The 26,088-nt window shown below is 44.6% G+C and carries 23 protein-coding genes, 4 tRNA genes and 1 pseudogene; 20 read left to right on the top strand and 8 right to left on the bottom strand.

From position 1 onward, the window contains the following. Positions 1-236, top strand: a pseudogene (locus tag B853_RS26290) (IS110-like element ISSpi6 family transposase); the annotation flags it as partial. Positions 237-497: 261 nt separating this feature from the next. Here the strand turns inward: B853_RS26290 and B853_RS22355 are convergent. Further along, entirely contained in the window at positions 498-875 is a 378-nt protein-coding gene (locus B853_RS22355) for a cystatin domain-containing protein (RefSeq protein ID WP_038886214.1), read from the bottom strand. A gap of 375 nt (positions 876-1,250) precedes the next feature. Between B853_RS22355 and B853_RS22360 the strand changes: the two genes are divergently transcribed. The 7 genes from B853_RS22360 to B853_RS22390 all read left to right on the top strand — a co-directional run bounded on the left by B853_RS22360 (position 1,251) and on the right by B853_RS22390 (position 6,304). Continuing rightward, positions 1,251-2,936: an immunoglobulin-like domain-containing protein gene (locus tag B853_RS22360; protein ID WP_038886218.1), complete on the top strand. Its 1,686-nt coding sequence runs from the start codon at positions 1,251-1,253 to the stop codon at positions 2,934-2,936. Between the two features lie 189 nt (positions 2,937-3,125). Then, entirely contained in the window at positions 3,126-3,668 is a 543-nt protein-coding gene (locus B853_RS22365) for a P-loop NTPase family protein (RefSeq protein WP_038886212.1), read from the top strand. Between the two features lie 118 nt (positions 3,669-3,786). Then, on the top strand, positions 3,787-4,032 hold the full coding sequence (locus tag B853_RS22370) for a hypothetical protein (protein ID WP_038886210.1): 246 nt from the start codon (positions 3,787-3,789) through the stop codon (positions 4,030-4,032). Positions 4,033-4,102: 70 nt separating this feature from the next. After that, complete coding sequence (locus tag B853_RS22375) at positions 4,103-4,756, top strand: aspartate/glutamate racemase family protein (RefSeq protein WP_038886208.1); 654 nt, start codon at positions 4,103-4,105, stop codon at positions 4,754-4,756. Further along, a complete protein-coding gene (locus B853_RS22380) occupies positions 4,743-5,171 on the top strand; it encodes a hypothetical protein (protein WP_012129279.1) in 429 nt (142 codons plus the stop codon). Before B853_RS22375 ends, B853_RS22380 begins: the two co-directional genes overlap by 14 nt. Before the next feature lie 27 nt (positions 5,172-5,198). Further along, positions 5,199-5,726: a histidine phosphatase family protein gene (locus B853_RS22385; RefSeq protein WP_038886206.1), complete on the top strand. Its 528-nt coding sequence runs from the start codon at positions 5,199-5,201 to the stop codon at positions 5,724-5,726. A 56-nt stretch (positions 5,727-5,782) separates the two neighbouring features. Further along, positions 5,783-6,304, top strand: a complete 522-nt coding sequence (locus B853_RS22390; RefSeq protein WP_038886204.1) for a lipocalin family protein — start codon at positions 5,783-5,785, stop codon at positions 6,302-6,304. A 17-nt stretch (positions 6,305-6,321) separates the two neighbouring features. Here B853_RS22390 and B853_RS22395 read toward each other — a convergent pair whose 3' ends face one another. Then, complete coding sequence (locus tag B853_RS22395; RefSeq protein ID WP_038886217.1) at positions 6,322-7,101, bottom strand: AraC family transcriptional regulator; 780 nt, start codon at positions 7,099-7,101, stop codon at positions 6,322-6,324. Between the two features lie 136 nt (positions 7,102-7,237). Between B853_RS22395 and B853_RS22400 the strand changes: the two genes are divergently transcribed. Next, positions 7,238-8,359 (top strand): multidrug effflux MFS transporter, encoded by a 1,122-nt coding sequence (locus tag B853_RS22400; RefSeq protein WP_038886202.1) that lies wholly within the window; start codon positions 7,238-7,240, stop codon positions 8,357-8,359. Positions 8,360-8,471: 112 nt separating this feature from the next. Here B853_RS22400 and B853_RS22405 read toward each other — a convergent pair whose 3' ends face one another. The 5 genes from B853_RS22405 to B853_RS22425 all read right to left on the bottom strand — a co-directional run bounded on the left by B853_RS22405 (position 8,472) and on the right by B853_RS22425 (position 13,277). Next, positions 8,472-9,467, bottom strand: coding sequence for a succinylglutamate desuccinylase/aspartoacylase family protein (locus tag B853_RS22405; protein ID WP_038886200.1), 996 nt, complete (start codon positions 9,465-9,467; stop codon positions 8,472-8,474). A gap of 106 nt (positions 9,468-9,573) precedes the next feature. Next, positions 9,574-11,106 (bottom strand): putative basic amino acid antiporter YfcC, encoded by a 1,533-nt coding sequence (gene yfcC / locus B853_RS22410; protein ID WP_005426784.1) that lies wholly within the window; start codon positions 11,104-11,106, stop codon positions 9,574-9,576. A gap of 218 nt (positions 11,107-11,324) precedes the next feature. Next, positions 11,325-11,651 carry a c-type cytochrome gene (locus B853_RS22415; RefSeq protein ID WP_038886198.1) on the bottom strand — a complete coding sequence of 109 codons (327 nt, stop codon included), beginning with the start codon at positions 11,649-11,651 and terminating at the stop codon, positions 11,325-11,327. A gap of 81 nt (positions 11,652-11,732) precedes the next feature. Then, a complete protein-coding gene (ltaE, locus tag B853_RS22420) occupies positions 11,733-12,737 on the bottom strand; it encodes a low-specificity L-threonine aldolase (protein ID WP_038886197.1) in 1,005 nt (334 codons plus the stop codon). A 24-nt stretch (positions 12,738-12,761) separates the two neighbouring features. After that, a complete protein-coding gene (locus B853_RS22425; RefSeq protein ID WP_038886196.1) occupies positions 12,762-13,277 on the bottom strand; it encodes an NUDIX hydrolase in 516 nt (171 codons plus the stop codon). 283 nt (positions 13,278-13,560) lie between these two features. Here B853_RS22425 and B853_RS22430 point away from each other — a divergent pair, with 283 nt between their 5' ends. From B853_RS22430 to B853_RS22475, 10 genes are all read left to right on the top strand, one after another. Next, complete coding sequence (locus B853_RS22430) at positions 13,561-15,222, top strand: ATPase RavA domain-containing protein (protein WP_038886195.1); 1,662 nt, start codon at positions 13,561-13,563, stop codon at positions 15,220-15,222. Positions 15,223-15,231: 9 nt separating this feature from the next. Continuing rightward, positions 15,232-16,686 (top strand): ATPase RavA stimulator ViaA, encoded by a 1,455-nt coding sequence (viaA, locus tag B853_RS22435; RefSeq protein ID WP_038886193.1) that lies wholly within the window; start codon positions 15,232-15,234, stop codon positions 16,684-16,686. A 236-nt stretch (positions 16,687-16,922) separates the two neighbouring features. Beyond that, positions 16,923-16,995: transfer RNA gene (locus tag B853_RS22440), tRNA-Cys, on the top strand. Positions 16,996-16,999: 4 nt separating this feature from the next. Then, positions 17,000-17,075: transfer RNA gene (locus tag B853_RS22445), tRNA-Gly, on the top strand. A 216-nt stretch (positions 17,076-17,291) separates the two neighbouring features. Continuing rightward, the gene (locus B853_RS22450; RefSeq protein WP_038886189.1) at positions 17,292-18,194 is read left to right on the top strand and encodes a LysR family transcriptional regulator; all 903 of its coding nucleotides are present in this window, start codon (positions 17,292-17,294) and stop codon (positions 18,192-18,194) included. Between the two features lie 446 nt (positions 18,195-18,640). Next, positions 18,641-20,347, top strand: a complete 1,707-nt coding sequence (dld, locus tag B853_RS22455; RefSeq protein ID WP_038886188.1) for a D-lactate dehydrogenase — start codon at positions 18,641-18,643, stop codon at positions 20,345-20,347. 247 nt (positions 20,348-20,594) lie between these two features. Then, a tRNA-Leu gene (locus B853_RS22460) sits at positions 20,595-20,681 on the top strand. 35 nt (positions 20,682-20,716) lie between these two features. Continuing rightward, positions 20,717-20,790: transfer RNA gene (locus tag B853_RS22465), tRNA-Cys, on the top strand. 325 nt (positions 20,791-21,115) lie between these two features. Next, positions 21,116-22,639, top strand: a complete 1,524-nt coding sequence (gene amyS / locus B853_RS22470; protein WP_038886669.1) for an alpha-amylase — start codon at positions 21,116-21,118, stop codon at positions 22,637-22,639. Between the two features lie 137 nt (positions 22,640-22,776). Continuing rightward, positions 22,777-23,022, top strand: coding sequence for a hypothetical protein (locus B853_RS22475; RefSeq protein ID WP_038886671.1), 246 nt, complete (start codon positions 22,777-22,779; stop codon positions 23,020-23,022). 81 nt (positions 23,023-23,103) lie between these two features. Here the strand turns inward: B853_RS22475 and B853_RS22480 are convergent, their stop codons facing one another. After that, positions 23,104-23,892: a lipase family protein gene (locus B853_RS22480; RefSeq protein ID WP_038886673.1), complete on the bottom strand. Its 789-nt coding sequence runs from the start codon at positions 23,890-23,892 to the stop codon at positions 23,104-23,106. Between the two features lie 270 nt (positions 23,893-24,162). Here B853_RS22480 and B853_RS22485 point away from each other — a divergent pair, with 270 nt between their 5' ends. Next, positions 24,163-26,052 (top strand): methyl-accepting chemotaxis protein, encoded by a 1,890-nt coding sequence (locus tag B853_RS22485; RefSeq protein ID WP_038886675.1) that lies wholly within the window; start codon positions 24,163-24,165, stop codon positions 26,050-26,052. Positions 26,053-26,088: the final 36 nt, after the last annotated feature.

Below are 26,088 nucleotides of genomic sequence, written 5' to 3' on the forward strand. Positions count from 1 at the left end.
AATCAAAGTTATTAGGCATGAGTAAACGAGGGAACAAACACCTTCGCGCTCTATTTATACATGGAGCGAGGTCCGTGCTATCTAGGATAGAAACAACAGGAAAAGTGTTTGGAGATTGGTTAGTCAATTTACGAGCAACAAAGCCGTTTAATGTAGTGGTAGTCGCACTTGCCAATAAGCTAGCAAGAATAGCTTGGGCGGTGTTGTTCCACCGCCAAGCTTTTAAGGCTATATAGCCATAACCAAGTTTGCAACGCCAATGAACGTGATGACAAAAACGGTCGATCGGCCAGATTAGTAACCTGATACAAAAAATAGCACCTAGTTGCTTTGGGGCTTTTAAGGATAATCTGGCGCGGATATCATCGTGGAGCGGGGAAGTTAATGTTCCCAACGTGGACTCAGAATACATTAGCGCAAACCAACTCCGTTATGACTAAATTGTAGTTGCAATAACGGGGCGGACCATACATTTTTGGTTCTCAGTCTCGAAGCATTTATTGTTCGCAGAAGCGACCTTCTTTCGGTGATTGTGTAATCGCATACTCACCATCAAGGTTGCGGTAAACAACCGTGTTCCAAACTGATCCGTCATTCAATTCAAACTCTATCGCGTAGTTCACACCACTCACAATTTGTGCATGAACGGACAAGATCTGTTTAAACGAAGCGAGAGTTTCCATTTTGTTTAGGACAAAGGCCATTGCCTTTTGAGCGTCTGGGGTAGTATCGAATTCGTTCCACCCACCTGGCATATTTCCTTGTGTATTACATACATCTGCCGAGGTTGTTGGCTGTGTCGCTTCATCTTGATTTTGCTGGCATCCGACAAGCAAAATCAAGATTGCGCAAGCTGACACTGTTTTTAATTTCATAAAAATAACCTCTATCTATGTAAGCCCGAATTATATAGGTTGGCGTTCTAACCCAATGTCTACGTTGTGCAAACTTTTTATATGAACAGGGTTAAATCCTTATTAAATCGTTGCGATCGAGCTCAAAAAAATAGATTTTCGTAAACTTTTTGCCTGATTTTGCTAGTAAATCACGCTTGAAAGCGAACGCTAATTTCCCATTCATTTCGCGTCGTGAATTAAGATCACAATTATAAAATAGACATTAAAAACATAACTTTGCACGTGTATCTGTTTTCTCAATGCAGCCATATAATCCAATAAAAATTCATTAGGCACCAATAGAAAGTGCTGAATGATTGTTGTGATGAAGCAAAATGGATGAGAGGTAACACGATGAAGCAAAAAGCGCTATATCTAGCAGTAGCATTGGGTTTAAGTGGTCTTTCAAACGTAGCATCCGCTAATGAGATGGTGAATCCAGATGGTGGTGTCGTAGTAGGTTATTGGCATAACTGGTGCGACGGGGCTGGTTACAAGGGCGGCAATGCACCGTGCGTGACGCTGGATGAAGTTAATCCTATGTACAATGTGGTTAACGTCTCCTTTATGAAAGTGTTCAATACCAGCGATGGCCGTATTCCAACTTTTAAGCTCGATCCAAATATTGGCCTTTCAGAACAACAATTTATTGATCAAATTGGCGCACTAAACCAACAAGGACGTGCCGTTCTTATTGCGCTTGGTGGTGCGGACGCACACGTTGAGCTGAAAACTGGCGATGAGCAAGCATTCGCACAAGAGATCATTCGCCTGACTGATAAGTTCGGCTTTGATGGTCTGGACATCGATTTAGAGCAATCTGCAGTAACCGCGTCAGACAACCAAACAGTCATCCCAGCTGCACTTCGCCTTGTAAAAGAACACTACCAACAGCAGGGTAAAAACTTCCTAATTACGATGGCGCCTGAGTTTCCATACTTAACAGAAGGTGGCAAATACGTTCCTTATATTACAGGATTAGAAGGGTACTACGATTGGATCAACCCTCAATTTTACAACCAAGGTGGTGATGGTATTTGGGTTGAAGGTGTGGGTTGGATTGCACAAAACAATGATGCGCTAAAACAAGAATTCATTTACTACATTTCAGACTCTCTATCGAACGGTACACGTGGTTTCCATAAAATTCAGCATGACAAATTGGTGTTTGGTATTCCATCTAACATTGATGCAGCCGCAACGGGCTTTGTGCAAGACCCTCAAGATCTTTACGATGCGTTTGACCAACTTAAAGCGCAAGGGCAGGCACTTCGTGGCGTAATGACATGGTCGGTGAACTGGGATATGGGCACAGACAAGAATGGTCAGGCGTACGGTGAAAAGTTTGTGAAGGATTACGGTCCGTTTATCCATGGTCAGACTCCACCGCCACCTAGTGAAGGCGAACCGGTGTTCAGCGGTATCAGTGATGTTCGAGTGCATCACGGTAGTTCATTTGATCCGTATGCAGGTGTTACCGCATCTGATAAAGAAGATGGAGACCTAACTAACAGCATTACTGTCGAAGGTTCAGTCGATGTGAACACCGTTGGCACTTATGTTTTGGTTTACAGTGTAAAAGACAGCGACAACAATGAAACCAAGCAAAGCAGAACGGTTGTTGTTTACAGCCTTGTGCCTGAGTTTGAAGGTGTCACGGATACAACTATCCAGCTTGGTGATGCCTTTGACCCAATGGCAGGCGTAAAAGCGACGGATGCAGAAGACGGTGATTTGACTGATCAAGTGCGTGTAGAGGGCAGCGTAGGTGTGAACGTACTAGGTGTCTACGACTTGGTTTACCGCGTAACGGACAGTGCTAATCAAACTACGACTACGCAACGCTCTGTGATTGTTTCTGATGGCAGCAGTTACCCTCCGTATGAATCTGGAAAAACGTATGAAGCAGGTGACATTGTCACAGGTTCAGATGGCAACTTGTATCAATGTAAACCATGGCCATACACGGGCTGGTGTTCAAACCCTTCTTATGCGCCAGGTGAAACCGTTTATTGGTCAGACGCGTGGGATAAGTTGTAATTAGTCCATTAGTTGTTGCACGCCTCCTTAACGGGAGGCTTTTTTATGCGCGTTACTTCACATCCTATTGAACCTACACTAGAACTTTAAAGCGTAATCATTAGTATTCCGCCTCCGCATTTTCCCGACTTACCTATAGTTGGAGTGCGTCGCTCTTTGTCAATTTGGTACGGTCACCTAGGAGGATTAATGAAAAGGATCAATGTAGTAGGCAGCAGCGGAAGCGGTAAATCGACGTTTTCAAAGCAGCTCGCAATGAAATTAGGTGTCACGTACATAGAAATGGACAGGTTGTTCTGGCTTCCCGATTGGAAAGAACTCGATGATGAGACGTTCTTCTATAAAGTCGTGGACGTCACTCAACAAGACGCTTGGGTACTCGACGGGAACTACAGCAGAACACAACCATACAAATGGCAAAGGGTCGATACCATCATCTGGCTCGATTATTCACGTTCTATCACCACTTATCGCTCCGTCACTCGTGCTATCAAAAGGGCTTGGACTCAAGAAGAGTTCTGGGAAGGAACTGGAAATAGAGAAAGTTTTAGAAAAGCGTTTTTGAGTAAGGATTCGATTATTTGGTGGTCGGTTAAGAATTACCAAAAGAATCGGAAGCGTTATTTAAAACTGAAGGAGGACTTAAAAGGTTCGCCTATCGAGTTCATCCACATCACTTCGCCCAAAATGGCAGAAGATTTTTTGCGCTCTCATGATTTTATAAATAGATAACTAACTTATTTAATTGACTTTTCGGTCACAGCTCGCAGCTTTGTGAATTTATAAAACCAATCATCATTCAAATGATGAATACTATCATGGTTACCGTCGTATTCATTGTGGAGGTACTATGATCGGTCACGAAGAAATGGCAATATCGAGCTATCTTGGTTGGTTACTCGCTGTTTTATTGGTTTACCCCTTTGCTTATGTTGGTATTCACATCGGTATATTCGACATAAAAGTCCGTACCAAAGTTAGCCGCTATTTCAATCGCACTGTATTAGTCCTGATTGCATTTCTGCTGATTATGCATATGCAAACGGAAGTGATTTATGGCAAGTATTTTCTCGATCTTTGGGAAGCGCAACAATAACTTTGATCGCATTAATTCATATCTCCTTGTGCTAAGTTGTCGAAAGTGAACTAAACATCGATAACTTAGCATGAAGCCATACGACCTTTATTTTCTGCATACATCACCCGTACACATTCAACCTTTCTCCGAACTGATGACAGAGCTCGCACCTGATTTAAAAGTCGCACACTCTGCAGATGCTGACTTACTGGATAGGTTGGTTGCTGGCGAGGACGAATCTAAGGTAAAACAAGCTGTGCAAGACAAAGTACGTGAGCTTTCTGGGCATGCAAATTTGGTGGTTTGTACCTGTTCCTCGATTGGTCGCTTTGCTGAATTGCTTACAGAGCAGGGTATCAATGTTCAGCGTATCGACCGCGCAATGGGTGACCAAGCCGTAACTCATGAGCGAGTGTTGTTACTTGCGGCATTATCGACAACGATTGAGCCGAGCTTGGCGTTACTTGAGACAAGTGAGGGCAATTGTATTCTTCAGTTAGATACGTTTGTGGTTGAAGGTGCTTGGGAGCGTTTTCTCGACCAAGATAACCAAGGTTATTACGACAAGATCAAAGCGGTAATAGAGCAAAAGGCTCGTGATTATGACGTAATCGTATTGGCACAAGCTTCGATGTCAGGTGCGGCATCATTAGTTGATGTCGATATACCAGTATTAAGCAGCCCACGTTTAGGCGTAAAAAGGGCGATTGAAACCTTAAGGACATTCCATGCAAATATCTAGTTGGATTCAGCTTTGCTTACGTGAGCTTGAAGGTACGCCCATAAAAGAACATTCCGATATCGACGCGTCTTTTGCGGAGTCTGAACGTTTCTCAAAATGGAAGGCAAGCAAAAGAGAAGTACGCTTGGAAGAAGTCAGTGATCGTTGCTGGATCAAGAGCTGCACAGGTGGCTACATCACAGAGGTGCACTTACATGCGGATGGTTCACTCGATGAATACACCTTGTTTGGACGCCTTCATACCAAAGGGCATTGGGAGCTAGAGGCTGGCGTACTTCATATCACGATCTACAAAGGTGAAAACACTTATGAACTTTCTGTTGTAGGAAACCGTGAACCTTCCATCCACTCTGCGATTGAATACAAAAATGGAGAAGTGCACTCCTATCTAAAACTGACTCCAATTTCTCAATAGCAATTTAACAAGGACGAGTACCACAATATGGATATTGTATTTGTAAGGCATGGCGTGCCAGATTTTACGTTAGCGGATGAGCGGCAGATGACTCAACTTGAGAAGGATTATGCGCCGCTTTGCCGAGAACATTTGCCTGCGTTGCAGGAGAAACTCAACCATGCAGTATTTGACGATGCCGATATCATCATCAGCTCACCTTATACGCGTACTCTTCAAACTGCAGAAATTCTCAATCGTCATCGCGCTTTGCCTTTGTTTGTTGAGCATGACTTGAGAGAGTGGCGTGCTGACAAAGAAGGTGGCTACATTACCTTGAATGAGAGAGACCGACGTTGGCACGAATATCGAGAGCTTTTAAAAGTAGGTATTTCAATGACTGACCCCCGCTATGAACATGTTGACGAGCTAAAAACACGAGCGGAGTTAGTACTGGAGCGTTACCGTCAATATCGAAAGGTTGTTGTCGTGAGCCACTTTAATGTGTTTGAAGCACTGCAAGGTTTCCAAGAGGTAGGACTGTCCTGTGGAGAATTTAGGTACATTCGTTTTTGATCGATTTCTTATCTTCTATAGTAAAATCAGACACTAAATTAATTTCAGGTTGCTGTATGAAATCTCTTAAAACACTTTTACTTTTGTCCCTTGCAACGTTGTTTGGCTGTACGTCTAAACCGGACGGCGTGGAGCCGGTCAACAACTTTGAACTTCAACCATATCTAGGCAAGTGGTATGAAATTGCGCGTCTTGATCATTCCTTTGAGCGTGGTTTATCGAATGTGACGGCTGAATACGAGTTACGTGAGGATGGTGGCGTAACGGTTATCAACCGAGGCTATTCAGAAGAAGATAAAGAATGGACGCAAGCTGACGGCAAAGCGTATTTCGTTGATGATGAAAATACAGGGCATTTAAAAGTGTCTTTCTTCGGTCCGTTTTATTCGTCTTACATCGTATTTGAGCTAGGCGAGAACTACGACTACGCCTTTATCTCTGGTTTCAATCACGACTATCTATGGCTGCTGTCACGCACACCAACCGTCGATAAAGCAACGATCGAGCGCTTCAAACAAGTAGCTAAAGATAAAGGCTTCGCGTTGGACGAATTAATTCTCGTAGACCAAACCAAATAAAACACGACGTAATCGGCCTATAGCGACGATCTGTGTTTCATAAAATTCAGTGGTGTCTGTCCGGTTTGTTTCTTAAAGAACGCAATAAATGCGCTGTCTGATGAGAACTCCAAACAATGGGCAACATCACTGACTTGTCTTTCTTCACATAAGAGTTCAATAGCTTTAAGCAGTCGCCATTGTTGACGCCAATCTTGATAAGACATCCCAGTCTCAGCCTTGAATAGGCGCGTGATGGTTTTGCTGCTCGCGCCAACGGTTTGGGACAGTTGGTTTAACTCAGGTGCTATAAAATCACACTTGGTCATCGCCTTGCGAAATCGAGTTAAACGTCGATCAGAGGGCAAGGGTAAAGAGAACTCAAATTGCTTCGCTTGGTAAAACTCTTCCCAAAACAAAGTGCTCGTAGCCTGAGTTTTTGTTTCTTCAATATCCCATTCCCATAATGCCATTTTGTCGATCAGTGCTTTTAAAAGATCGTTCACTTCAATCATCACGATATCATCTGGGCAGGTGTGTTTACTGCAATCGAAATAGAGCGAACGGTACGCAACAACGTTAGTCATGACAGCTCTGTGAGAAGTATGCGGCGGAATCCACACCGCTTTGGTTGGAGGTAACGTACAAATGGAGTTGTCGAGTTCGAACGTCATGCAGCCTTGTGGCGCATAGAGCAGTTGTCCTTTCTGGTGTTCGTGCATTCCCGAATCATGTTTGCCAACATCCGCTGCAATGCCAACCACACTCGCGGCAATAGCGTCCGCATCAAATCGAGTATTATCTTCAATAATTGCCATTTGTCCGATTCTTGATGTTTTTGGTTTTAATGTTGTTAATGGGTAAAGCATAACGCCTTCTATACTGCACGCCAAGTTAAGTTCGTTACCCACTTAAGCCACGAAATATCGGCACGGGTGGGACAGAGAGGTAAAAATGAAAACGAAACCTTCTATTGGATTGATGGTGGTGATGCTGATGTTTCCGCAAATTGTGGAGACTATATACAGTCCAGCGCTTGGCAACATTGCTCAGTCGTTTGCTGTGACGTATTCCCAAGCGGCGCAAACCCTATCCATCTATTTTTCTGCGTTTGCTATTGGCGTGGTGATTTGGGGAATCTTGGCAGATAAGTGGGGAAGGCGCCCAACCATGTTGGCGGGGTTGTTGGTTTACGGTGTATCTGCTTTGGTCGCTATGCAAACAGAAAGCTTTGATGTGATGATGCTAGCACGAGCGTGCAGTGCTTTTGGTATTGCGGTTGGATCAGTCGTGACACAAACCATGTTAAGAGACAGTTTTTCTGGTGATGAGCTAGGCAGAGTATTCAGCGTAATGGGTGTGGGGATTTCTATTAGCCCTGTGGTTGGCATGCTGATCGGCGGTCAGTTAACAGCACTCGGTGGCTATGAACTTGTCTTCTTTGCTTTGTTTATCATGGCGCTTGTACTGCTGTGCTACAACGCGGCAAAGCTGCCTGAAACACAAACTCAGAAGCAGCCATTAGAGATCGGTTCTTTGCTAGGACGAATGTTGAAAGACGCTCAAATCTGGCAATCTGCACTGTTGGTTGCACTATATAACATTGCTTTGTTCGCATACTACCAACTGGGCGCATTCACCTTTGAACAACTAGGACTAAATTCGGAGCAGTTCGGATACAGTGGTGTGATATTGGGCATTGGCACGTTAATCGGCAGTTTGATGAACAAATCATTGTTAGCAAAAGGTCGCTCTCAAACGAATCTACTTTGGATTGCATCAACACTCTTGGCTATCGGTGGCTTTGGTGTGTTTATGCTTCAAGACTCGGTTTGGTTCTTAGCGCCAATGCTGTTCGTGGTTATATCATTTGGTATAGCCATTCCAAATGTGCTGAGTTCTGCTCTAGTGGATTACAAGCAACAAGCAGGTAGTGCCGGGGCAGTGTTAGGATTAATGTACTACTTGATGATTGGTTCGGGTCTAGGTTTGGCTGGAATGATTCAAAACCTTGGATTTGTTCTTATGTCGTGTGCAGCTTTGGTTTTACTGGTGACATTGTCACACAAAGCTTAGCTGAAGCATGTTGAAGAGAGCAACAAAGAAAAGCCCTGCAAGTTATGCAGGGCTTCGTGTTATTGGTTTGAGCCTAACAATCTGAAATTACAAGCTATTAAATTCAAAGGTGTTACTTAATCAGTCGAACAACCAAAGAACCTGGCGCTCGGATCGATTCAATGTTGTGACTCAGTACCGTGCCTTCTGTTGGCGCTGTGTAACGCTGAATTTCATCACCAAAGCTGTCGTATTGAATTGCAACCAATTGACCTTGTTCTACCTTATCCATCATCTTCACTTGTGGTAGTACAAAACCACCCAATTCAGCGCGAATGCTGATGATGTCTTTGCCTTCTAGGCAAGGCGTGATTTCTGCAACTTCACCAGTTACTACGTCATGGCGAGCAAGGATATTGAAGATGCCAGTCACTGTACGGTCGATCAGGTCCTGTTCTGTGTAACGACCCATACCCACTTCAATGGTGATGCTTGGAATGCCGCTGTTGTTCCAGACGGTTTCAAGTACACCAGCGTCACCCGGATCGTTAAGAATCACATCAGGGTTAATAAGGCGAGCCATTTCCAGAGATTGCTCGATACGGAAATCAGCAAACACGTACAGCGGGTAAGCAGCACCGGTGGTTTGAGTGTGCAAATCAATCGCCAGTTCTGCGTTTGGCTTAAGAAGGTTATTCCACAAAGCAAATAGGAAGCGGTTTGCTTCGTTGCCGTTTGCATCGCCAGGGAAGAAACGGTTTAAGTTTGCAGGAGATGCATCAGGATCTGCAGAGAAGAAGTCACGGCTGTGGTTCAGCATGCCAGTTAGGTTGATGGTCGGAACGACAGTTACAGTACCCGCGATGTCTTTACCAATCAGTTCACGAGCGGTCTTTTGAGCTGCTAAAACACCATTGTATTCGTCACCATGAACACCTGCTGTGATCATGATTTTCTTACCCGGTTTTTCGCCTTTGAAAACCAACACAGGCAAATGTTGCCATTGAGATAGGGCGTTAGTTGCGATACGGAACCAAAACTTATGCTCGCCTGCAGGCAAGTCTGTTACGTCAAGAGATTGAATGACTTGATGACCTTGAACCACGTCATCCAGAAATTGTGTTGCCATTAAAGTTGTCACTCCAAAACATCTTACTTAGATGCTTGTTTGCCATACGGCTTGAATTAAAAAAGGCGAGAACTTGTCTCGCCTTGTTACTTATTTGGTAATCAGTTTACGCAAAACCCATCACGTGAGCTGCGACGACGACAATGCTCGATAGGGTAAAGAGTAATAGCATAAAGCGCCAGCAGAATTTCGCCCAGTCACCCCAGTCGATACGACATACACCCAGTGTTGCCATTAGAGACGCTGAAGTAGGAACGATAACGTTAGTGAAACCATCACCAAGTTGGAATGCTAGAACCGCTACCTGACGTGTAACGCCAGCGATGTCTGCAAGAGGAGACAATAGAGGCATTGTCAGCGCTGCTTGACCAGAACCTGAAGTCACGAAGAAGTTGAAGATAGATTGGAAAACATACATCAACCAAGCCGCTGCAACGTCAGGAAGACCGCTGATCACGCCACCAGCGCTGTTCAGGATCGAGTTCAGTACGCTCGCTTCATCAGTAGTACCGCCACCTAGGATAAGCAATACACCTTTCGCACAACCAACCAATAGAGCAGGGGCAAGCATGATTGCTGCACCTTCTTTAAATGCGTCAGCCGCGCAGTTTAGCGTCATGCCGTTCAGACGGAAGATCGTACCGATAATCGCAACGACAAAGCCCATAGTGAAGAATTGAGACGCGATTTCCGGGATGTACCATGCATTAGCCACTACGCCCCAAACGACCCATACCGTCGTTGCGATAACCGTAAGGATAACCAGCGTGTCACCTAGGTTCCAACGAGAGTCGTGGTCACCAAGCTCTTGCTGACGGAAGTATTTGTCAGTACGACGGCTGTAAGAAAGCTCAGGGTTTGCTTTGATACGTGCAGCATAGATCATAGTGAAAGCAATACCAATTGCGGTAAACGCAGCCCAAAGACCCATACGCACAGTCATACCAGACAGAACGGGAATACCAGCGATGCCTTGTGCGATCGCTACCGAGAATGGGTTCATCCAAGACGTTGCGAAACCAATCTGAGTTGCAACGTAGGTCACCATTACCGTGGTAATACCGTCGTAGCCAAGGCGAACCATAAGTGGCGCGATGATAATCGCAAATGCAACGGCTTCTTCTCCCATACCAAATACTGCGCCGCCCAAAGAGAACAGCAAGAACAGAACTGGAATGAACAGCGCTTCGTTACCTTTGGTCTTATCGATAAGGCGAAGGATGCCGTTGTCGATTGTGCCTGTGCGCATTACCACGCCGAAAGCACCACCAATAACCAGCATGAACATGATAACGCCAATCGCGCTGCCCCATTTAGAGCCTGAAACCAGACCTTCGAATGGGAAGTTCATTAGACCAATGCCACCGCCTGAAGCGAACAGTCCAACCTTGTTGTAAACCAATTCACCGTTTTCGTCGGTTGCATAAGAGAAAGAAGATGGATCGATAACTGTGCGCGTTTTTTCTGCACCGTCGACCATGTACGTCACCTGTTGGCTATCGAAATGACCAGCAGGAATTAAGTAGGTAAGAATCGCAGCAAGAATACCAACAATGAAGATCAAAATGAGGGTATCAGGCATCTGCCATGATTTAGGGGTTGCCGCCGATTCCGATGGCTGAGCGTGTGTGTGGGACATAACCTATTTCACGTCGAATTATAGAAAGCATGAAATATCGATAAAATAGAATAAAAAGTCAATGTTAACCGAGTTTGTGAACTATAAATTCATCAATAATTTGATCTGGAGAGGGTTAGGTTGTTTATCAATGATTTAATGGTTAATTGTTTTGGTGAGATGTTGTATGAATGAAAACGGAGTTAGGACTTGTGGCGATTCACAAGTCCCATAACTATTCACTTTTCTGAATGAGGTGTTTGTTCTGAATAAAATGCAGCGACATCGCGTAAATCTTCATCATTCAACATGCGTAATTGGGCTGCCATCATCTCTGCCAAAGGACCTAAACGAAGCCCGTCTTGATAGGCTTTCATTGAATCATACAGATACTGAGCATTCTGGCCAGCTAGGTTAGGGTAAGTTTCGTTAGTCGTTATGCCATTCGAGCCATGACAATACACACAGCTTGGTGATTTGAGTTTGCCTTTTTCTGCGTCACCGAATGGTTTCGCCACAACAGAGGAAGAGAGAAGAAGAGACGCTAGAAGCACGTATCTAAGCATGGATAGTTCTCGAATTTAAAATATTGGTTTCGAGATAGAATAAAGCTTCCCCTTAGGGGAAGCTCAATGATCAAAATCAAGTTAAAGCATAGATTTAAGGCTAGATAGGAAAGTATCGATGTCTTGTGCCGAAATATCTTTGTGCGTCACGAAGCGGATTGGGTTTCCTGGCGTAATCGTGATGCCTCGCTCCTTCATCTTTTCTGCAATACTAGTGATATCCACTTGTGGATCAAGCTTGGCAAAGACAATGTTGGTTTGAACAAATTCTGGATTAACAGAGAAACCAGGTAATTCCGATAAACCTTCCGCTAGTTTTTTTGCGTTGATGTGGTCTTGTTTCAGCTGTTCTACTTGCTCGGTAAGGGCAAGTTTACCGGCTGCAGCAAGAATACCCGCTTGGCGCATACCACCGCCGACCATCTTTCTTAGGCGGCGTGCTTTTGCGATGTACTCTTTGCTACCGAGCAGCAGTGAACCAACAGGGGCAGCCAGACCTTTCGACAGACAGATAGTCATTGAATCAAAGTACTGACCAATCTCTTTCACCGGAACATCAAGCGCAACGGCTGCGTTAAATACGCGAGCGCCATCTAAGTGCATCTGCAGGTTATGTTTGTTCACAAACTCACGAGCCTCTGCAAGGTAAGAAAGAGGAATCACTTTACCATTGATGGTGTTCTCCAAACTAAGTAGGCGAGTACGTGCAAAGTGCGCGTCATCTGGCTTGATAGCAGCTTCTAGCTTATCGAATGGCAAAGTACCGTCTGGGTTGTTTTCAATCGGTTGAGGTTGGATAGAGCCCAGTACCGCCGCGCCGCCAGCTTCGTACTTATAGTTATGCGCTTGCTGACCACATAGGTATTCGTCACCGCGTTCACAATGCGCCATTAAGCCAAGTAAGTTTGCTTGTGTGCCAGAGGTGGTGAACATTGCCGCTTCAAAGCCCGCAAGCACAGCAGCAAATTGCTCTAACTCGTTAACGGTTGGGTCATCACCGTACACATCATCGCCGACAGGAGCGGTAAACATTGCTTCACGCATTGCTTGGGTAGGTTGCGTAACGGTATCTGATCGAAAGTCCATAATTCTCTCCTCGGTCGAAAAGACCTAAATATAACCGCAAAGACGAGCTTTGCTTAGGCAAGCGATAGTTTTGGCATCGGTAATAATGCCTTGAATAATTTTTTGTTCGAGTTCTTCTCGTGACAATGTTACCACTTCAATCACTTCGTCATCATCACACTCGTATCGATTGGTTTTGTTCAGTTGTTCTGCAACAAACAAGTACTGGATTTCATCACAGAAACCAGCAAGAGGGGTAACTTGACCAAGCGATGTGAATTTTTCGGCGCTGTATCCCGTTTCTTCCTCTAACTCTCTTTGGGCGCAATGTAAGGGCTCTTCATCGCCTTCGCGTGTACCAGCAGGCAATTCAAGCAACCATTTATTAAGAGAGGGGCGGAATTGATTAACAAGAACGATTTTGCCATCAGAAGTGATCGGTAAGATAACGGCAGCTCCGGGGTGTTGGATAGTGGTATGTGTAATCATCCGACCAGTTGGAAGGTTAATTTCTTCTTCAACCAAAGAAATTTGCTTCCATGTATGAATTGTTTTGCTCATGTCGTTTGTAGCTCTGCTTTGAAGACGACCTCTCCGAGAATAGAGAGTGTTTTGGAACATTAACCATATTTGACGTGAAACAAAAGTAGAAAATGAAGTCTAGATACGAAAGCGATTGCATTTTCAGTGAGTTAACTCCCATAAATGGAAACTTTGTTTGCTCGCGCGCGCGTCAATAAACGGTCTGATATAAGTGACATTCACTAAAAAATGCACTTGTAACAAAGTGATAACAAATGTATAAAATTAAATATACAAACGATGTTTAGAAGCCGGAGCTCGTATGATACAACCATCTTTTGCATCAAATGCTGAAAAAGCCCTTCTTTCAGAGCGCATCAATAAGCTGGCGAAAGCATTGACCGACGGCGTTTACGAGCGCGAACACACCATCAAACTCTGTCTTCTTGCTGCTTTATCCGGTGAAAGCGTCTTCCTTTTGGGGCCTCCTGGTATCGCAAAAAGCTTAATTGCTAAACGTCTAATCCAAGCATTTGATAACAGTAGCTACTTTGAGTACTTGATGACTCGCTTCTCAACACCAGAAGAAGTGTTTGGTCCGCTGAGTATTCAAGAGCTGAAAGATAATGGCCGGTACGTCCGTCTTACTCAAGGTTACTTGCCAACGGCGCAAGTGGTTTTCCTTGATGAGATCTGGAAAGCAGGCCCTGCCATTTTGAACACGTTGTTGACCGTTGTGAACGAAAAGACGTTTAAGAATGGTAGTGACATCGAACGTGTACCGATGCGACTTTTGGTTTCGGCATCAAACGAGCTGCCAGACGAAGACAGCGGCTTGGACGCACTTTATGACCGTATGTTAGTGCGCGTATTTGTAAACCGCATTCAGGACAAACAGAATTTCAAATCCATGCTGACAGTGGGTACGTCTCAAGAAGCGCAAGTTCCAGAAGGCTTGGCGATCACAGACGAAGAATACCACCGCTGGCAGCAACAGCTCGACAAACTCACTCTGACGGACAACGCATTCGAAAAGCTATTCCAACTAAAAACTATGTTGGAAACCAAAGTTGAGTCTGAGTTTGGCGACGCATCATTAACAGATATGTACGTTTCTGACCGCCGTTGGAAGAAAGCGGTCAAATTGCTTAAAGCAAGTGCGTTCTTCAATGGGCGCGACGAAATCAACCCACTTGATCTTCTGCTACTTCAAGATTGTTTGTGGAACAGCCCTGAGTCACGCGATGTCGTTCGCGGTGTGATTCAAGAGTTCGCACTAAAACATGCCTTTGATCAGCAAGAAGCAGAGCAAGAGATCGAATATTGTCGTGAATCTTTGGTTGATGTTCAACATGAACTTGAAGACAAATATCGCATGACGCTAAATGCAGAAGCGGCAACAGGTCTGCTTCGCAAAGAAACCATGAGCTTTGATACCTCTAAAGCAAAAACCTACAAAGTAGGCGCAGCAGTGAATCTGGTTAAGCTGGTTATTCTACAAAGCAACATGTCGGTTTCCGAATCAGAGAAGGGCGACAGCCGTTGGGTCTACATACCAAAAGATGAATTGGATCGAGTGATCAAAGAAGGTCATGGTGATGTGTATGGCTACGTGAACCAAAACACCAATATGTGCCGTTTGCGCTTCGATGTCGATGCGGCAAACAACCTTGTGATCCGTGACATTGCAAACCGCGGTGTGTTGGTGAGCTTAGTGACTCAACAAGGTTTAGACGTTGAGCTTTACCAAAAATGGTTGGCTGAAAGCGAGAAAGCAGTAAGTCAATTGAGTGAAGCTGAGCACCACATGCGTAAGGTTAAAGCCAACTTCCATGGCGCATTGCCACACAGTTTCGTGGATCCAGAGTTACCACGTCTAATGGAGTCGAGTCTGCAACAGGTGAGCCAGAGACTTGAGTCTATCCAAGGTGAAAGCGAGAAGATCCTTCAACGCTTTAAAAACTTACATCAGTTTTTCTCTTAAGGAGGCGACATGTTAGGTGCAGACGGACTCAACTTGGCGCTCATGGTGGCGGACTCTGGCATCATTGATAGTGCGGTTAACGATTTAATGGCACGTTCACAAGTCATGATGATGGCAGAGAATCGAGGTATGAAATCTTCTGTTAAAAGTCATCTACTAAAGTGGCGTGGCAATGTAAAAAAGCGCATGACGAAAGTCTGTGAGACAGAACGTTTCCAACAAGAACTCGCGCTCTACCAAGAAGTTATTTATTGGGATGAAGAAGAGTTCTTTGAACGCATTGATGACGTAATCAAGAAGCTTGAATGGCATTCGGCGTTTTACATGCAAGCACGCCGCATGATGGAGAAGAACAAGGGCGTGAATAACCCAATGTTCCCTCATTACTTCTGTGACCAGTGGTATCAAAGCCTTGTTGAGGCCATTAAGCAAGCGCAAGTCTCTGAGCTTGAAGAGAACAAAGAAAAAGTCCTCAACGATCTTTACCAGCGTATGGAAACCATGCGTAGCATGGATAAAGTGACGGAGTCTGGTGACGAAGAAAGCGTAGGGCGCTTGTGGGATATGGCGTCAGCCAAGTTGAGTAAAACTGACTTAACCGTGATGAAGCGTCACGCAGAGTTCCTTAAAAAGCACAAAGGCTTACAAGAAATCGCTGAACAACTTGGTCGCATGGCGGGGCAAGTCAATGATCCAGATCTCAACCGTGCTCCAGCAGAAGAGCTGCAAATGGTCGAGGAAAAGAGTGACGAAGCGACCGACGACATCGTCGGTATTCACGAAAGTGACGATCTCAACAAATTGCTACCGAATGAAACCATGTTCTTGGCGTATCCAGAACTGGAAGTGGTGTTCTACAAGCATTTGGTTGATAAACGTTTGATGAACTACCGCACGCAAGGTAAGTCTCGCACATTGCGTAAAGTCAAAGCGCACAAACCAGATCACAAAGCGGTGGACGTTGAAAAAGGGCCGTTTATCGTTTGTGTTGATGCGTCAGGCTCGATGAGTGGCTTCCCTGAGCAATGTGCTAAAGCCATGGCTTACGCACTCATGCAAATCGCTTTGGCGGAGCAACGTGATTGCTACGTGATCATCTTCTCCACAGAGCACATAACCTACGAGCTAACTCGTCAGGATGGCTTACGTGAAGCTGCCGACTTTTTAACTTACAGCTTCCATGGTGGTACGGATTTGGAGCCAACGTTGATTAAATCCATCGATTTGATGAGCAGCGACAAATACAAAAACGCCGACATGGTCGTTATCTCAGACTTCATTGCGCCAAAGCAGCAAGATGAATTGATTGCAAAAGTCGATGCGTTAAAAGCGAAGAAGAACCGCTTCCATGCTATTAGCTTGTCGAAGTACGGAAACCCAGCGTTAATGTCGATGTTCGACCACACTTGGTCTTACCATCCAAATGTAGTGGGGCGCTTGTTCAAACGCGTTGCCAACGGTTGATCGCGAGAATAGAGATACAAAAGCGGCATCGATTGCCGCTTTTCTTTTGTCTATCTGTTTTGATTTGTCTTAACCAAAGTGAGTAAATCTGTACGGTTTAGCTCGAATTAACATCGGATTGGTTTAAAACAAAGCAAACAGATAGGAAAGTACAGTTTTTTGTTTGACTATATTTTCTGAATCCGTAAAGTAGCAACCAACGCAACGGGGCAAGGCTCTGAAGCGTTGAAAATAAAGGCGCTTGGCAGAGTGGCTATGCAGCGGATTGCAAATCCGTGGACCTCGGTTCGATTCCGGGAGGCGCCTCCATTTTGCGACACTAGCTCAGTTGGTAGAGCGCAACCTTGCCAAGGTTGAGGTCACGAGTTCGAACCTCGTGTGTCGCTCCAAATTATGGATATGGATATGGCAATGGCGGTATCCAGATGCGAAGAGCATCAACATCAAACCAGCGAAAGCTGGTTTTTTTGTATCTGTTGTGTGGTTCCTCCTCTATTTCTATCAGCCCATGATCGGATGTAATCACACAAGTGTGACTTTCCGATCTGCATTTGGCTACAAAGCGACTTACAATATGTTCTTCAACAAGGAAGCAATGAAGACACATGAGAAATACTGACGATTACATCATTTTCTATCATTTAGTTGAACAGGGTTCGTTCAGCGCAGCTGCAAGACAAATGGAGCTTACTAAGTCGGTCGTCAGTAAGCGTATTGCCAAGTTGGAGCAGGAGATTGGCGTTCAGCTTCTGTATCGCACAACGCGCACGCTCAAGCTCACAGAAGCAGGGCAATCCTTCTTCGAACATGCACGTAGTGTCTATCAAGCCGTCGTTACCGCAGAAGAGTCGATTGTTGGCTTAGGTAAGAGTTTATCTGGCAATATCAAGATTACGGTGCCTACCATCTCTGGTGAGCTCATCCTTCCTACGGTTATTTCTGAGTTCAACCAAGCGTACCCAGATATCAATATTGATATGGAGCTGGACAACCGGTTTGCAGATATCGTCAATGAGGGTTTTGACCTTGCAATTCGTACAGGGGTTTTGCCTGATTCAAGCCTTATAGCGCGTAAGCTTGTTGATGCAAACTGGATTGTCTGTGCATCGCCCAAGTACGTCGCCAAACATGGTAAACCCCAAACGCCGAACGAGCTCACCAAGCACAACTGTTTGGTTTACGCCTATCAAGAGACGGGGGCGCGTGAGTGGGCTTTCAAACGTGATAATGAAGCTTATCAGGTTAAGGTGGATGGAAATCTATGTACCAACAACTCGTCTGCGTTACGTAATGTCGCTTTGCTAGGGCAAGGCATTATTTATGTACCTCGTGTGCTGGTTTATGAAGACTTGCAGCAAGGTAAGCTCATTCAGTTGTTTAAAGACGAAACTGCCAAGTGCTTAGGCATCTATGCGGTGTATCCATATACACGTCAGCAGCCAGAAAAGATCAAGATCTTTATAGAACATCTTTATCAGTGCTTTCAAAATCGTAGCCATCAATTCTAGCTGGCCACTTTACTCAAAAGGCATGCCCCCCCCTTTGGATAGGCCTCATCGCTGAATCCAAAACTCTACCATCCGCCTGTTTTCTTTATTGATCTACAACGTCACAGCTATGTAACGCTGCCATAACGTATCGGCACTCACATGTTGTGCTTTTGGTTTGAGTCAGCTTTCTGTCAAGGTAAGGAATATAAAGCCTTGCCAGCCTTTTTGATTTTCTTGTTCTTCGATATTGTGCACATTTGTTAACAATGTACTTTGCTATTGTTTCTTTTTGGAAACGATAAGTTTCTTTGTTGAATTTGTGGTTTTGTAAAGTGTAACTAACTGAATTTATGAATGAATATTGTGGTTTGCTTTACTTGGGCGTAGTTATCTGACTTTAGTGGAATGGACGTTCAGATTCGGACTACTTATATTGGTTGGGCATAATAACTAGAGATACGGATATGAAACAGAAGCAGCTCATCGACGCATTTGTCACCATTGTCGGGGAAGAAAACGTCCTTACCGATGAAATCAAAACCAAGTATTACCGCAGCGGTTTTCGCTCTGGAAGCGGTACGGCATTGGCGGTGGTTTTCCCTAATACTCTGCTAGAGCAGTGGAAGGTGATTCAACAATGTGTGGAGAACAATTGTATCATCATCATGCAGGCGGCTAAGACCGGCCTTACTGAAGGTTCTGCGCCAAGTGGTAGTGATTATGACCGCGATGTCGTAGTGATCAATATTACCAAGATGAAGCAAATCTATCTGTTAGACGGTGGCAAGCAAGCGGTTTGCCTTCCGGGAGCAAGTTTACATTCGCTAGAAAAAGAGCTGCGAGCAGTAAATCGAGCACCACATTCTGTGATTGGTTCTTCTTCTCTTGGCGCTACTGTGGTGGGCGGCATTGCAAACAACTCTGGCGGGGCTCTGGTTAAACGTGGTCCTGCATATACTGAGTTAGCCATATTCGCTCAGGTCGATAAAGACGGTAAGCTCAATCTTGTTAACCACCTTGGTATTGAAGGATTAGGCTCGACACCTGAAGAGATCTTGCAGAACATCCAAGATGGTAACTTCAATCCAGATAAAGTGATTCATGATGAGCGCATGGCATCGGACAAAGAGTACGACGAACGTGTCCGCGACGTTAGCTCTGATATCCCATCGCGCTTTAATGCCGACGAACGTCGTCTGTACGAGGCAAGTGGCTGTGCGGGTAAACTGGGCGTGTTCGCTGTTCGAGTTGACAGCTATCCAATCCCAGAGAAAGAGCAGGTGTTCTATTTAGGTACTAACGATCCAGATAAGCTCACCAAGCTCAGAAAAGATTTCCTTACGCAGTTTGAAAACTTGCCAGAAATGGGCGAGTACCTTCACCGTGACATCTTCAACATGGCGGAGAAATACGGTAAAGATGTCTTCCTATCTATCGATTTATTAGGCACGGATAATCTACCTAAGATGTTCTCGCTCAAAGCTAAGGTTGAAAACTTCTTAGAGCGTGTACCTTTAGTCAGCAAATACCTGCCAGATACTATTCTCTACTACGCAAGCAAGTTATTCCCACAGCACCTTCCTAAGCGCATGTTGGAATACCGTGATAAGTACGAACACCATCTTGTACTCAAAATGAGCGATGGCGGCATTGCAGAAGCGCAGAAATACCTCAAAGAAGTTTGGGCGGCTGAGCACGATAGTGATTTCTTCGAATGTACGCCAGAAGAGGGCAAGAAAGCGTATCTACATCGCTTTGCAGCAGCAGGTGCAGCAATTCGTTACGAAACCATTCACCGTGACGAAGTTGAAGATATTGTTGCTCTAGATATCGCGTTGCGACGCAACGATGAGGATTGGTTAGAGATGCTACCAGAAGAGGTGACTAAGAATCTGGTTAAGTCTCTCTATTATGGCCACTTTATGTGCTATGTCTTCCATCAAGATTATATCTTTAAGAAAGGCACTGACACTAAGTTGATGAAGAAGCTGATGTTGGAGCACTTAAACAGTCGTGGTGCGAAATACCCAGCCGAGCACAACGTAGGGCATCTATATGAAGCAGAAAACTCGTTGCAAAAGTTCTACCACCAACTTGATCCGACCAATACCTTTAACCCGGGTATAGGTAAAATGGACCGCTACAAGCGCAACTGTAACTGCTGTGCTTAAGCCCTAAGCCAGTATGATATGGAGAGTCGCTTTAACAGCGGCTCTTTTTTATCAAGAAATGGTGGTAGATGGCGTTTGACTTTTAGTCGAATCGCTCAACTCCCATACGTTCAGTCTTGTTTTTAACCATCTGAATCAAAAAGAATAAACTTATTGTTGACCTGAAAATTTATTCCGTTAAAGTACGCCTCGTTCTCACGGCTAAGGTCGTTAGAGCAGGTGGTGTTGCCATCGCATTGATTGCGTTGCCCTGGTGGTGGAATTGGTAGACACAAGGGATTTAAAATCCCTCGACGTTCGCGTTGTGCCGGTTCAAGTCCGGCCCGGGGCACCATCTCTCATTATTTTGAGAACAATAAAATTCGGTAAGGCGCCTTGGCAGAGTGGCTATGCAGCGGATTGCAAATCCGTGGACCTCGGTTCGATTCCGGGAGGCGCCTCCATTATTTCGAAAGCTCGTCACAATGACGGGCTTTTTTCGTTTTTGGCGTAGACAAAACCGTGCCCAAAAACTTAAGGCAGTCGCTCTGGCAGCCATCTCCACCCTGACTATTTGATCTTACTTCCAAAAATGCTGCTATTTAATTATTGGTTTTATAAATGTTACACCTCTCAACAATTGTAGAGGTCGATTGATGATAATTTTTTCTCGATTGTAGTCCGAGCTTTTTGTTGTACAACAGACGGTTAGTTGGGGGTTTTAAAGCTAACTGTCATGTTTCCCTCAAGTCGGCTCGTGCTTCGTCTTAAAACGTGAGAGAAAATATAATGAAAACATTCAACCTTAAACCTACACTTTTACCCTTAACCTTGTTGCTCAGTTCGCCAGTCATGGCGGCACAAAATGGAACTATGATGCAATATTTCCATTGGTATGTACCCAATGACGGAGCTCTGTGGACGCAAGTAGAAAACAATGTGCCGGCGTTATCGGATAATGGTTTTACGGCGCTTTGGCTACCTCCAGCGTATAAGGGGGCTGGTGGCAGCAATGATGTGGGGTATGGTGTTTACGATATGTATGATTTGGGCGAATTTGATCAACAAGGATCGGTACGCACCAAGTACGGTACGAAAGATCAGTATCTAAGCGCTGTTCAAGCCGCTCATAGCAACAACATTCAAATCTATGGTGATGTTGTGTTTAACCACCGTGGTGGTGCCGATGGCAAGTCCTGGGTAGATACAAAGCGTGTAGACTGGAATAACCGTAATATTGAACTGGGCGATAAATGGATCGAAGCTTGGGTCGAGTTTACTTTTCCTGGTCGTAACGACAAATATTCAGACTTCCATTGGACTTGGTACCACTTTGATGGTGTCGATTGGGATGATGCAGGCCAAGAAAAGGCGATCTTCAAGTTTAAAGGGGATGGTAAAGCATGGGATTGGGAAGTCAGCTCTGAAAAGGGCAACTATGACTACCTAATGTATGCAGACTTAGATATGGATCACCCAGAGGTTAAGCAAGAGCTTAAAGATTGGGGTGAATGGTACTTAAACATGACTGGTGTTGATGGCTTCCGAATGGACGCAGTCAAACACATCAAATACCAATACCTGCAAGAGTGGATCGAATACTTACGTTGGAAAACGGGTAAAGAGCTATTTACGGTCGGTGAATACTGGAACTACGACGTCAACAATCTACACAATTTTATTGCCAAGACTTCTGGTAGCATGTCATTGTTTGATGCTCCGTTACATATGAACTTCTATAACGCTTCACGCTCTGGTGGCAACTTCGATATGCGCCGAATCATGGATGGTACCTTAATGAAGGACAATCCGGTGAAAGCGGTAACATTGGTTGAGAACCACGATACGCAACCTCTACAAGCATTAGAGTCTCCAGTCGATTGGTGGTTCAAACCACTCGCTTATGCGTTCATCTTATTACGTGAAGAAGGTTACCCATCCGTCTTCTACGCCGATTACTATGGCGCGCAATACAGTGATAAAGGGCACGACATCAATATGGCTAAGGTGCCTTACATTGAAGAGCTAGTTAAAGCTCGTAAAGATTACGCGTATGGTAAGCAACACTCTTACCTAGATCATTGGGATGTGATTGGTTGGACGCGCGAAGGAGACGCAGAACATCCGAACTCAATGGCTGTCATTATGAGTGATGGCCCTGGTGGAACGAAATGGATGTACACGGGCTCACCAAGTACTCGCTATGTTGATAAGCTTGGAATTCGCACGGAAGAAGTTTGGACTGACGCAAATGGTTGGGCTGAGTTCCCGGTAAACGGTGGCTCTGTTTCTGTGTGGGTGGGCGTTAAATAACTCTTGAGACTGAATTACAGTTGTGAGCAATTTCGAAAATAGTTCGCATTTAATCAATGTCTTGTTTGATATTCATAAAACAAATGCGTAACTTTATACCTGAGCATTATCGATAGGCAGATTAAGGAAAGGAATCTATGGCTGACGTTTTGATTGTTGCGATTGTATTTGGTGCAATATTTGGTGGTGGTATCGTTAAGCTGATTCTCAATCATCGTAAAGAAGTAAGAGCGCTTGAGATTTCCGAGCGCAACCAGATGAGTCAAGAAGAGCGAGATGGTTTGAACAAGCAAGTTGCTGAGCTCAAACAGCGTGTTGAAGTATTAGAGCGCATCGTTACCGACAACAAGTACCAACTTGATAAAGCAATTGCTTCCTTGTAATTCTTACTAAGACAAAAAGAGTCAGCTCAATGCTGGCTCTTTTCGTTTCTGCTCCTCGTTCCAATGAAGTGTCATACTGGACTAACGCTCATCAAAAAAGTCTTTGTTACGAATATACTTGCTCATAAGGTGATAGGAGAAAGGGCGAATCAACCAACTCGCCAACGAGCGCCCTAAACGTATTAATGTTGGTGTGTTCTCGTAAATTCTCCCGTTATAGAGCCAAAGCAATTTACCCACATGCCAATAGAGGAACGGTATTGGTGGCATAAAAGTAACAATATCGATGTCGCAGCAGATCCGATAGGTTTTGTGCCCCAAACGATAGTGATTTTTGAACATCCAATCGCCAATAGCGGGCTGTCCAAATGTCACCACTCGTTTAATGCTTTTTGGATACTTACGCTCGATGTAATCGGCAAACACACTTCCAATAGCCCCTCCTGAAGAGTGCCCAGTAATGGTTATTCGCTTGCCTTGCAGTATTAGTGGCACAACCGTGGCTTCTAGTCGCTCAATGATGCTTAAACCGAGACGGTCTTCATTTCGTGACGGTTGGCTTTCTTGAAACAACAAATGGTAAAAACCTGCATGAATGCGATAGGGAAGTCCCAAGCGTTTGCAGCTACGAGTCCACATGGCAAAGTTCAATAACCAATCAGTAATGCTGTGCGACCCTTTTATTACTACAACTACTTCTGTGCTCTTTTTACTCCACAAAACTCGGATCATGGTTTTGCCAAACTCGTTTTTAATGATTCGCTGTCCATTAGGGTCAAACCCATAGCGGGTCTGCTTAAACACTCTAGGGTAAGCGAGATTGCACAGTACAGCGTAGCGTTCGTATTGGTATCGTTTTAAAGGTTTCACTTAAGACTTCTTTGTTTGTGTCAATGACAAACTCTAAGACTGAAATATTAAAAAGACATGACTGTGAGTAAATTTTAACCACTTTAAGGTGTTGGCTAATGCATGATTAAACAGGCTGGTATGCTCATAAGCGATTGTAATTGAATGCAAATCACAAACCAGTGAACTATATGTAATTGATTGAATTGATATGGGGTTTATATCGCTGAAAATCAGTGGCATAGATGAGAGGATTATCTTTTGTCAGTGGTTTTATAAGAGGTTCTATTTATGCAATTAAGTCTAAAGAGAAAAATGGTTTTCTCTGTGGTTTTGGCAATTGCAATCACATCTGCGATTCTTCTTTTCATTGGTTATAAGACTTTTCAAGGTAATAGTTGGCAAGCGATAGAAAGTGAGAGTCGCAATATCTTGCAAGCGAATGCGAAAGGTATTGGTGATTGGTTCTATGACAAAAAGCAGGCTGTCCATGGTTTGAAGCAACAGATCCAACTTGATCCATCATTGGACATTGTTCCTCATTTACGTCAGACCCTAGTCTCTGGCGGATTTGGCCTTAGTTATTACGGAAACAAGCAAGGGGAGATGTTTCGCCATGACCCATCATTAAATAAAGCGGGATACGATCCAAGAGCTCGTGGTTGGTACAAACAAACATTGGCGGAGAACAAAGCAATCACAACTAAGCCATATGTTAGCGTCACCATGCAAACCTTGGTCGTAACGCTTACTGACCCTGTTATGGAAGGTGGTCAAATCATTGGTGTTGCAGCGTCCAATTTGGCGTTGGATAAGCTTATTCAGGACGTATTGGCGATTGAAGTCCCAGGTGATGGTCACGCTATTCTGATCGATCGTCAAGGTACGGTCGTAGCACATAAAAACAAAGACTTTATTTTGAAACAAGTCTCTGAGATTGCACCTGAGCTAAATATTGATAGCCTAAATCAAGCGTCACAAAATCTCGCTACAATCTTCACTACCGTGGATGGTAAAGACAAAGTTGTGATGGCAGAGCCAATCAAAAACACGGATTGGTTACTCGTGATTGAAATGGACAAAAGTGTGTTAGAGCAGCCTTTGTTTGACATGTTGAGTAGCCAAATTACAACAGGGCTGATTGTACTAATCGTCATGGCGATTGCGACATCTTGGTTCGTTGCGCGTCAGTTAGTAGAGCTTGGTCGCGTAAGTGAGGCTCTGGCTGATATTGCTGAAGGTGAGGGAGATTTAACTCGTCGATTGGAGGTCACTAGCCAAGATGAAGTTGGTCAATTAGCTGAGAAGTTTAACGTATTTGTGGATCGCTTACGTCAAATGATGAAAAACGTAAGCGAGGTTTCGACGGCGATGACACAAGGCGCCGATCATGCCAACGTAAGCGCAACGAAGCGAAATGAAAGCGTAAGTAGACAGCAAGATGAGATCACAATGGTCGCCACGGCGGTGACAGAAATGGCGACAGCCACGGCTGAAATTGCATCCAATGCTGATAATACGGCGAAGAGTGCAAGCCATTCAGTAGAGTTGAGTGATCAGGGCTTCAAACAAATGGAGAAAAGCCAAGCATCAATCAACGAACTTGCGAATGAACTGACTAGTGCAGTCTCTATTATTAGCGAGCTTGAAGAGCATGGTAATCAGATTGCAACCATTCTGGCGACAATCCGAGAAATTGCTGAGCAAACCAATTTACTGGCATTAAATGCTGCCATTGAAGCCGCTCGCGCGGGTGAGCAGGGACGAGGCTTTGCTGTGGTGGCTGATGAAGTTCGAGTGTTGTCTCAACGTACACATGCTTCAACGGAAGAGATTGAAGATAAGATCAAACGTTTGCAACAAGCGACAGACGGAGCTGTTAAGGTGATGACACAAAGTCATGATATGGCGAAAACCAGTGTTCACGATGTTGATTTAGCTGGTGAGAGTTTGTCACAAATCCGTGATGCTATTCAGATGATCAGCGATATGGCGACGCAGATAGCGTCTGCGGCAGAAGAACAATCGTTGGTGACTGCGGAAATTAACGCCAATACCGAGTCAGTTCGTGAAGTAAGCGAAGTGATGGCAAGTGATGCGACAGAGGCCGTTGGACAAGCGCAACAACTAAACCATTTAGCTAATAACTTAAAGTCAGAGCTATCGCGTTTTAAGTTGTAATTTCAGTTGTTCACGATAAGCCGAGATCGGTTGATC

The sequence above is a fragment of the Vibrio rotiferianus CAIM 577 = LMG 21460 genome, assembly GCF_002741985.1.
Classification (GTDB): Bacteria; Pseudomonadota; Gammaproteobacteria; order Enterobacterales; family Vibrionaceae; genus Vibrio; species Vibrio rotiferianus.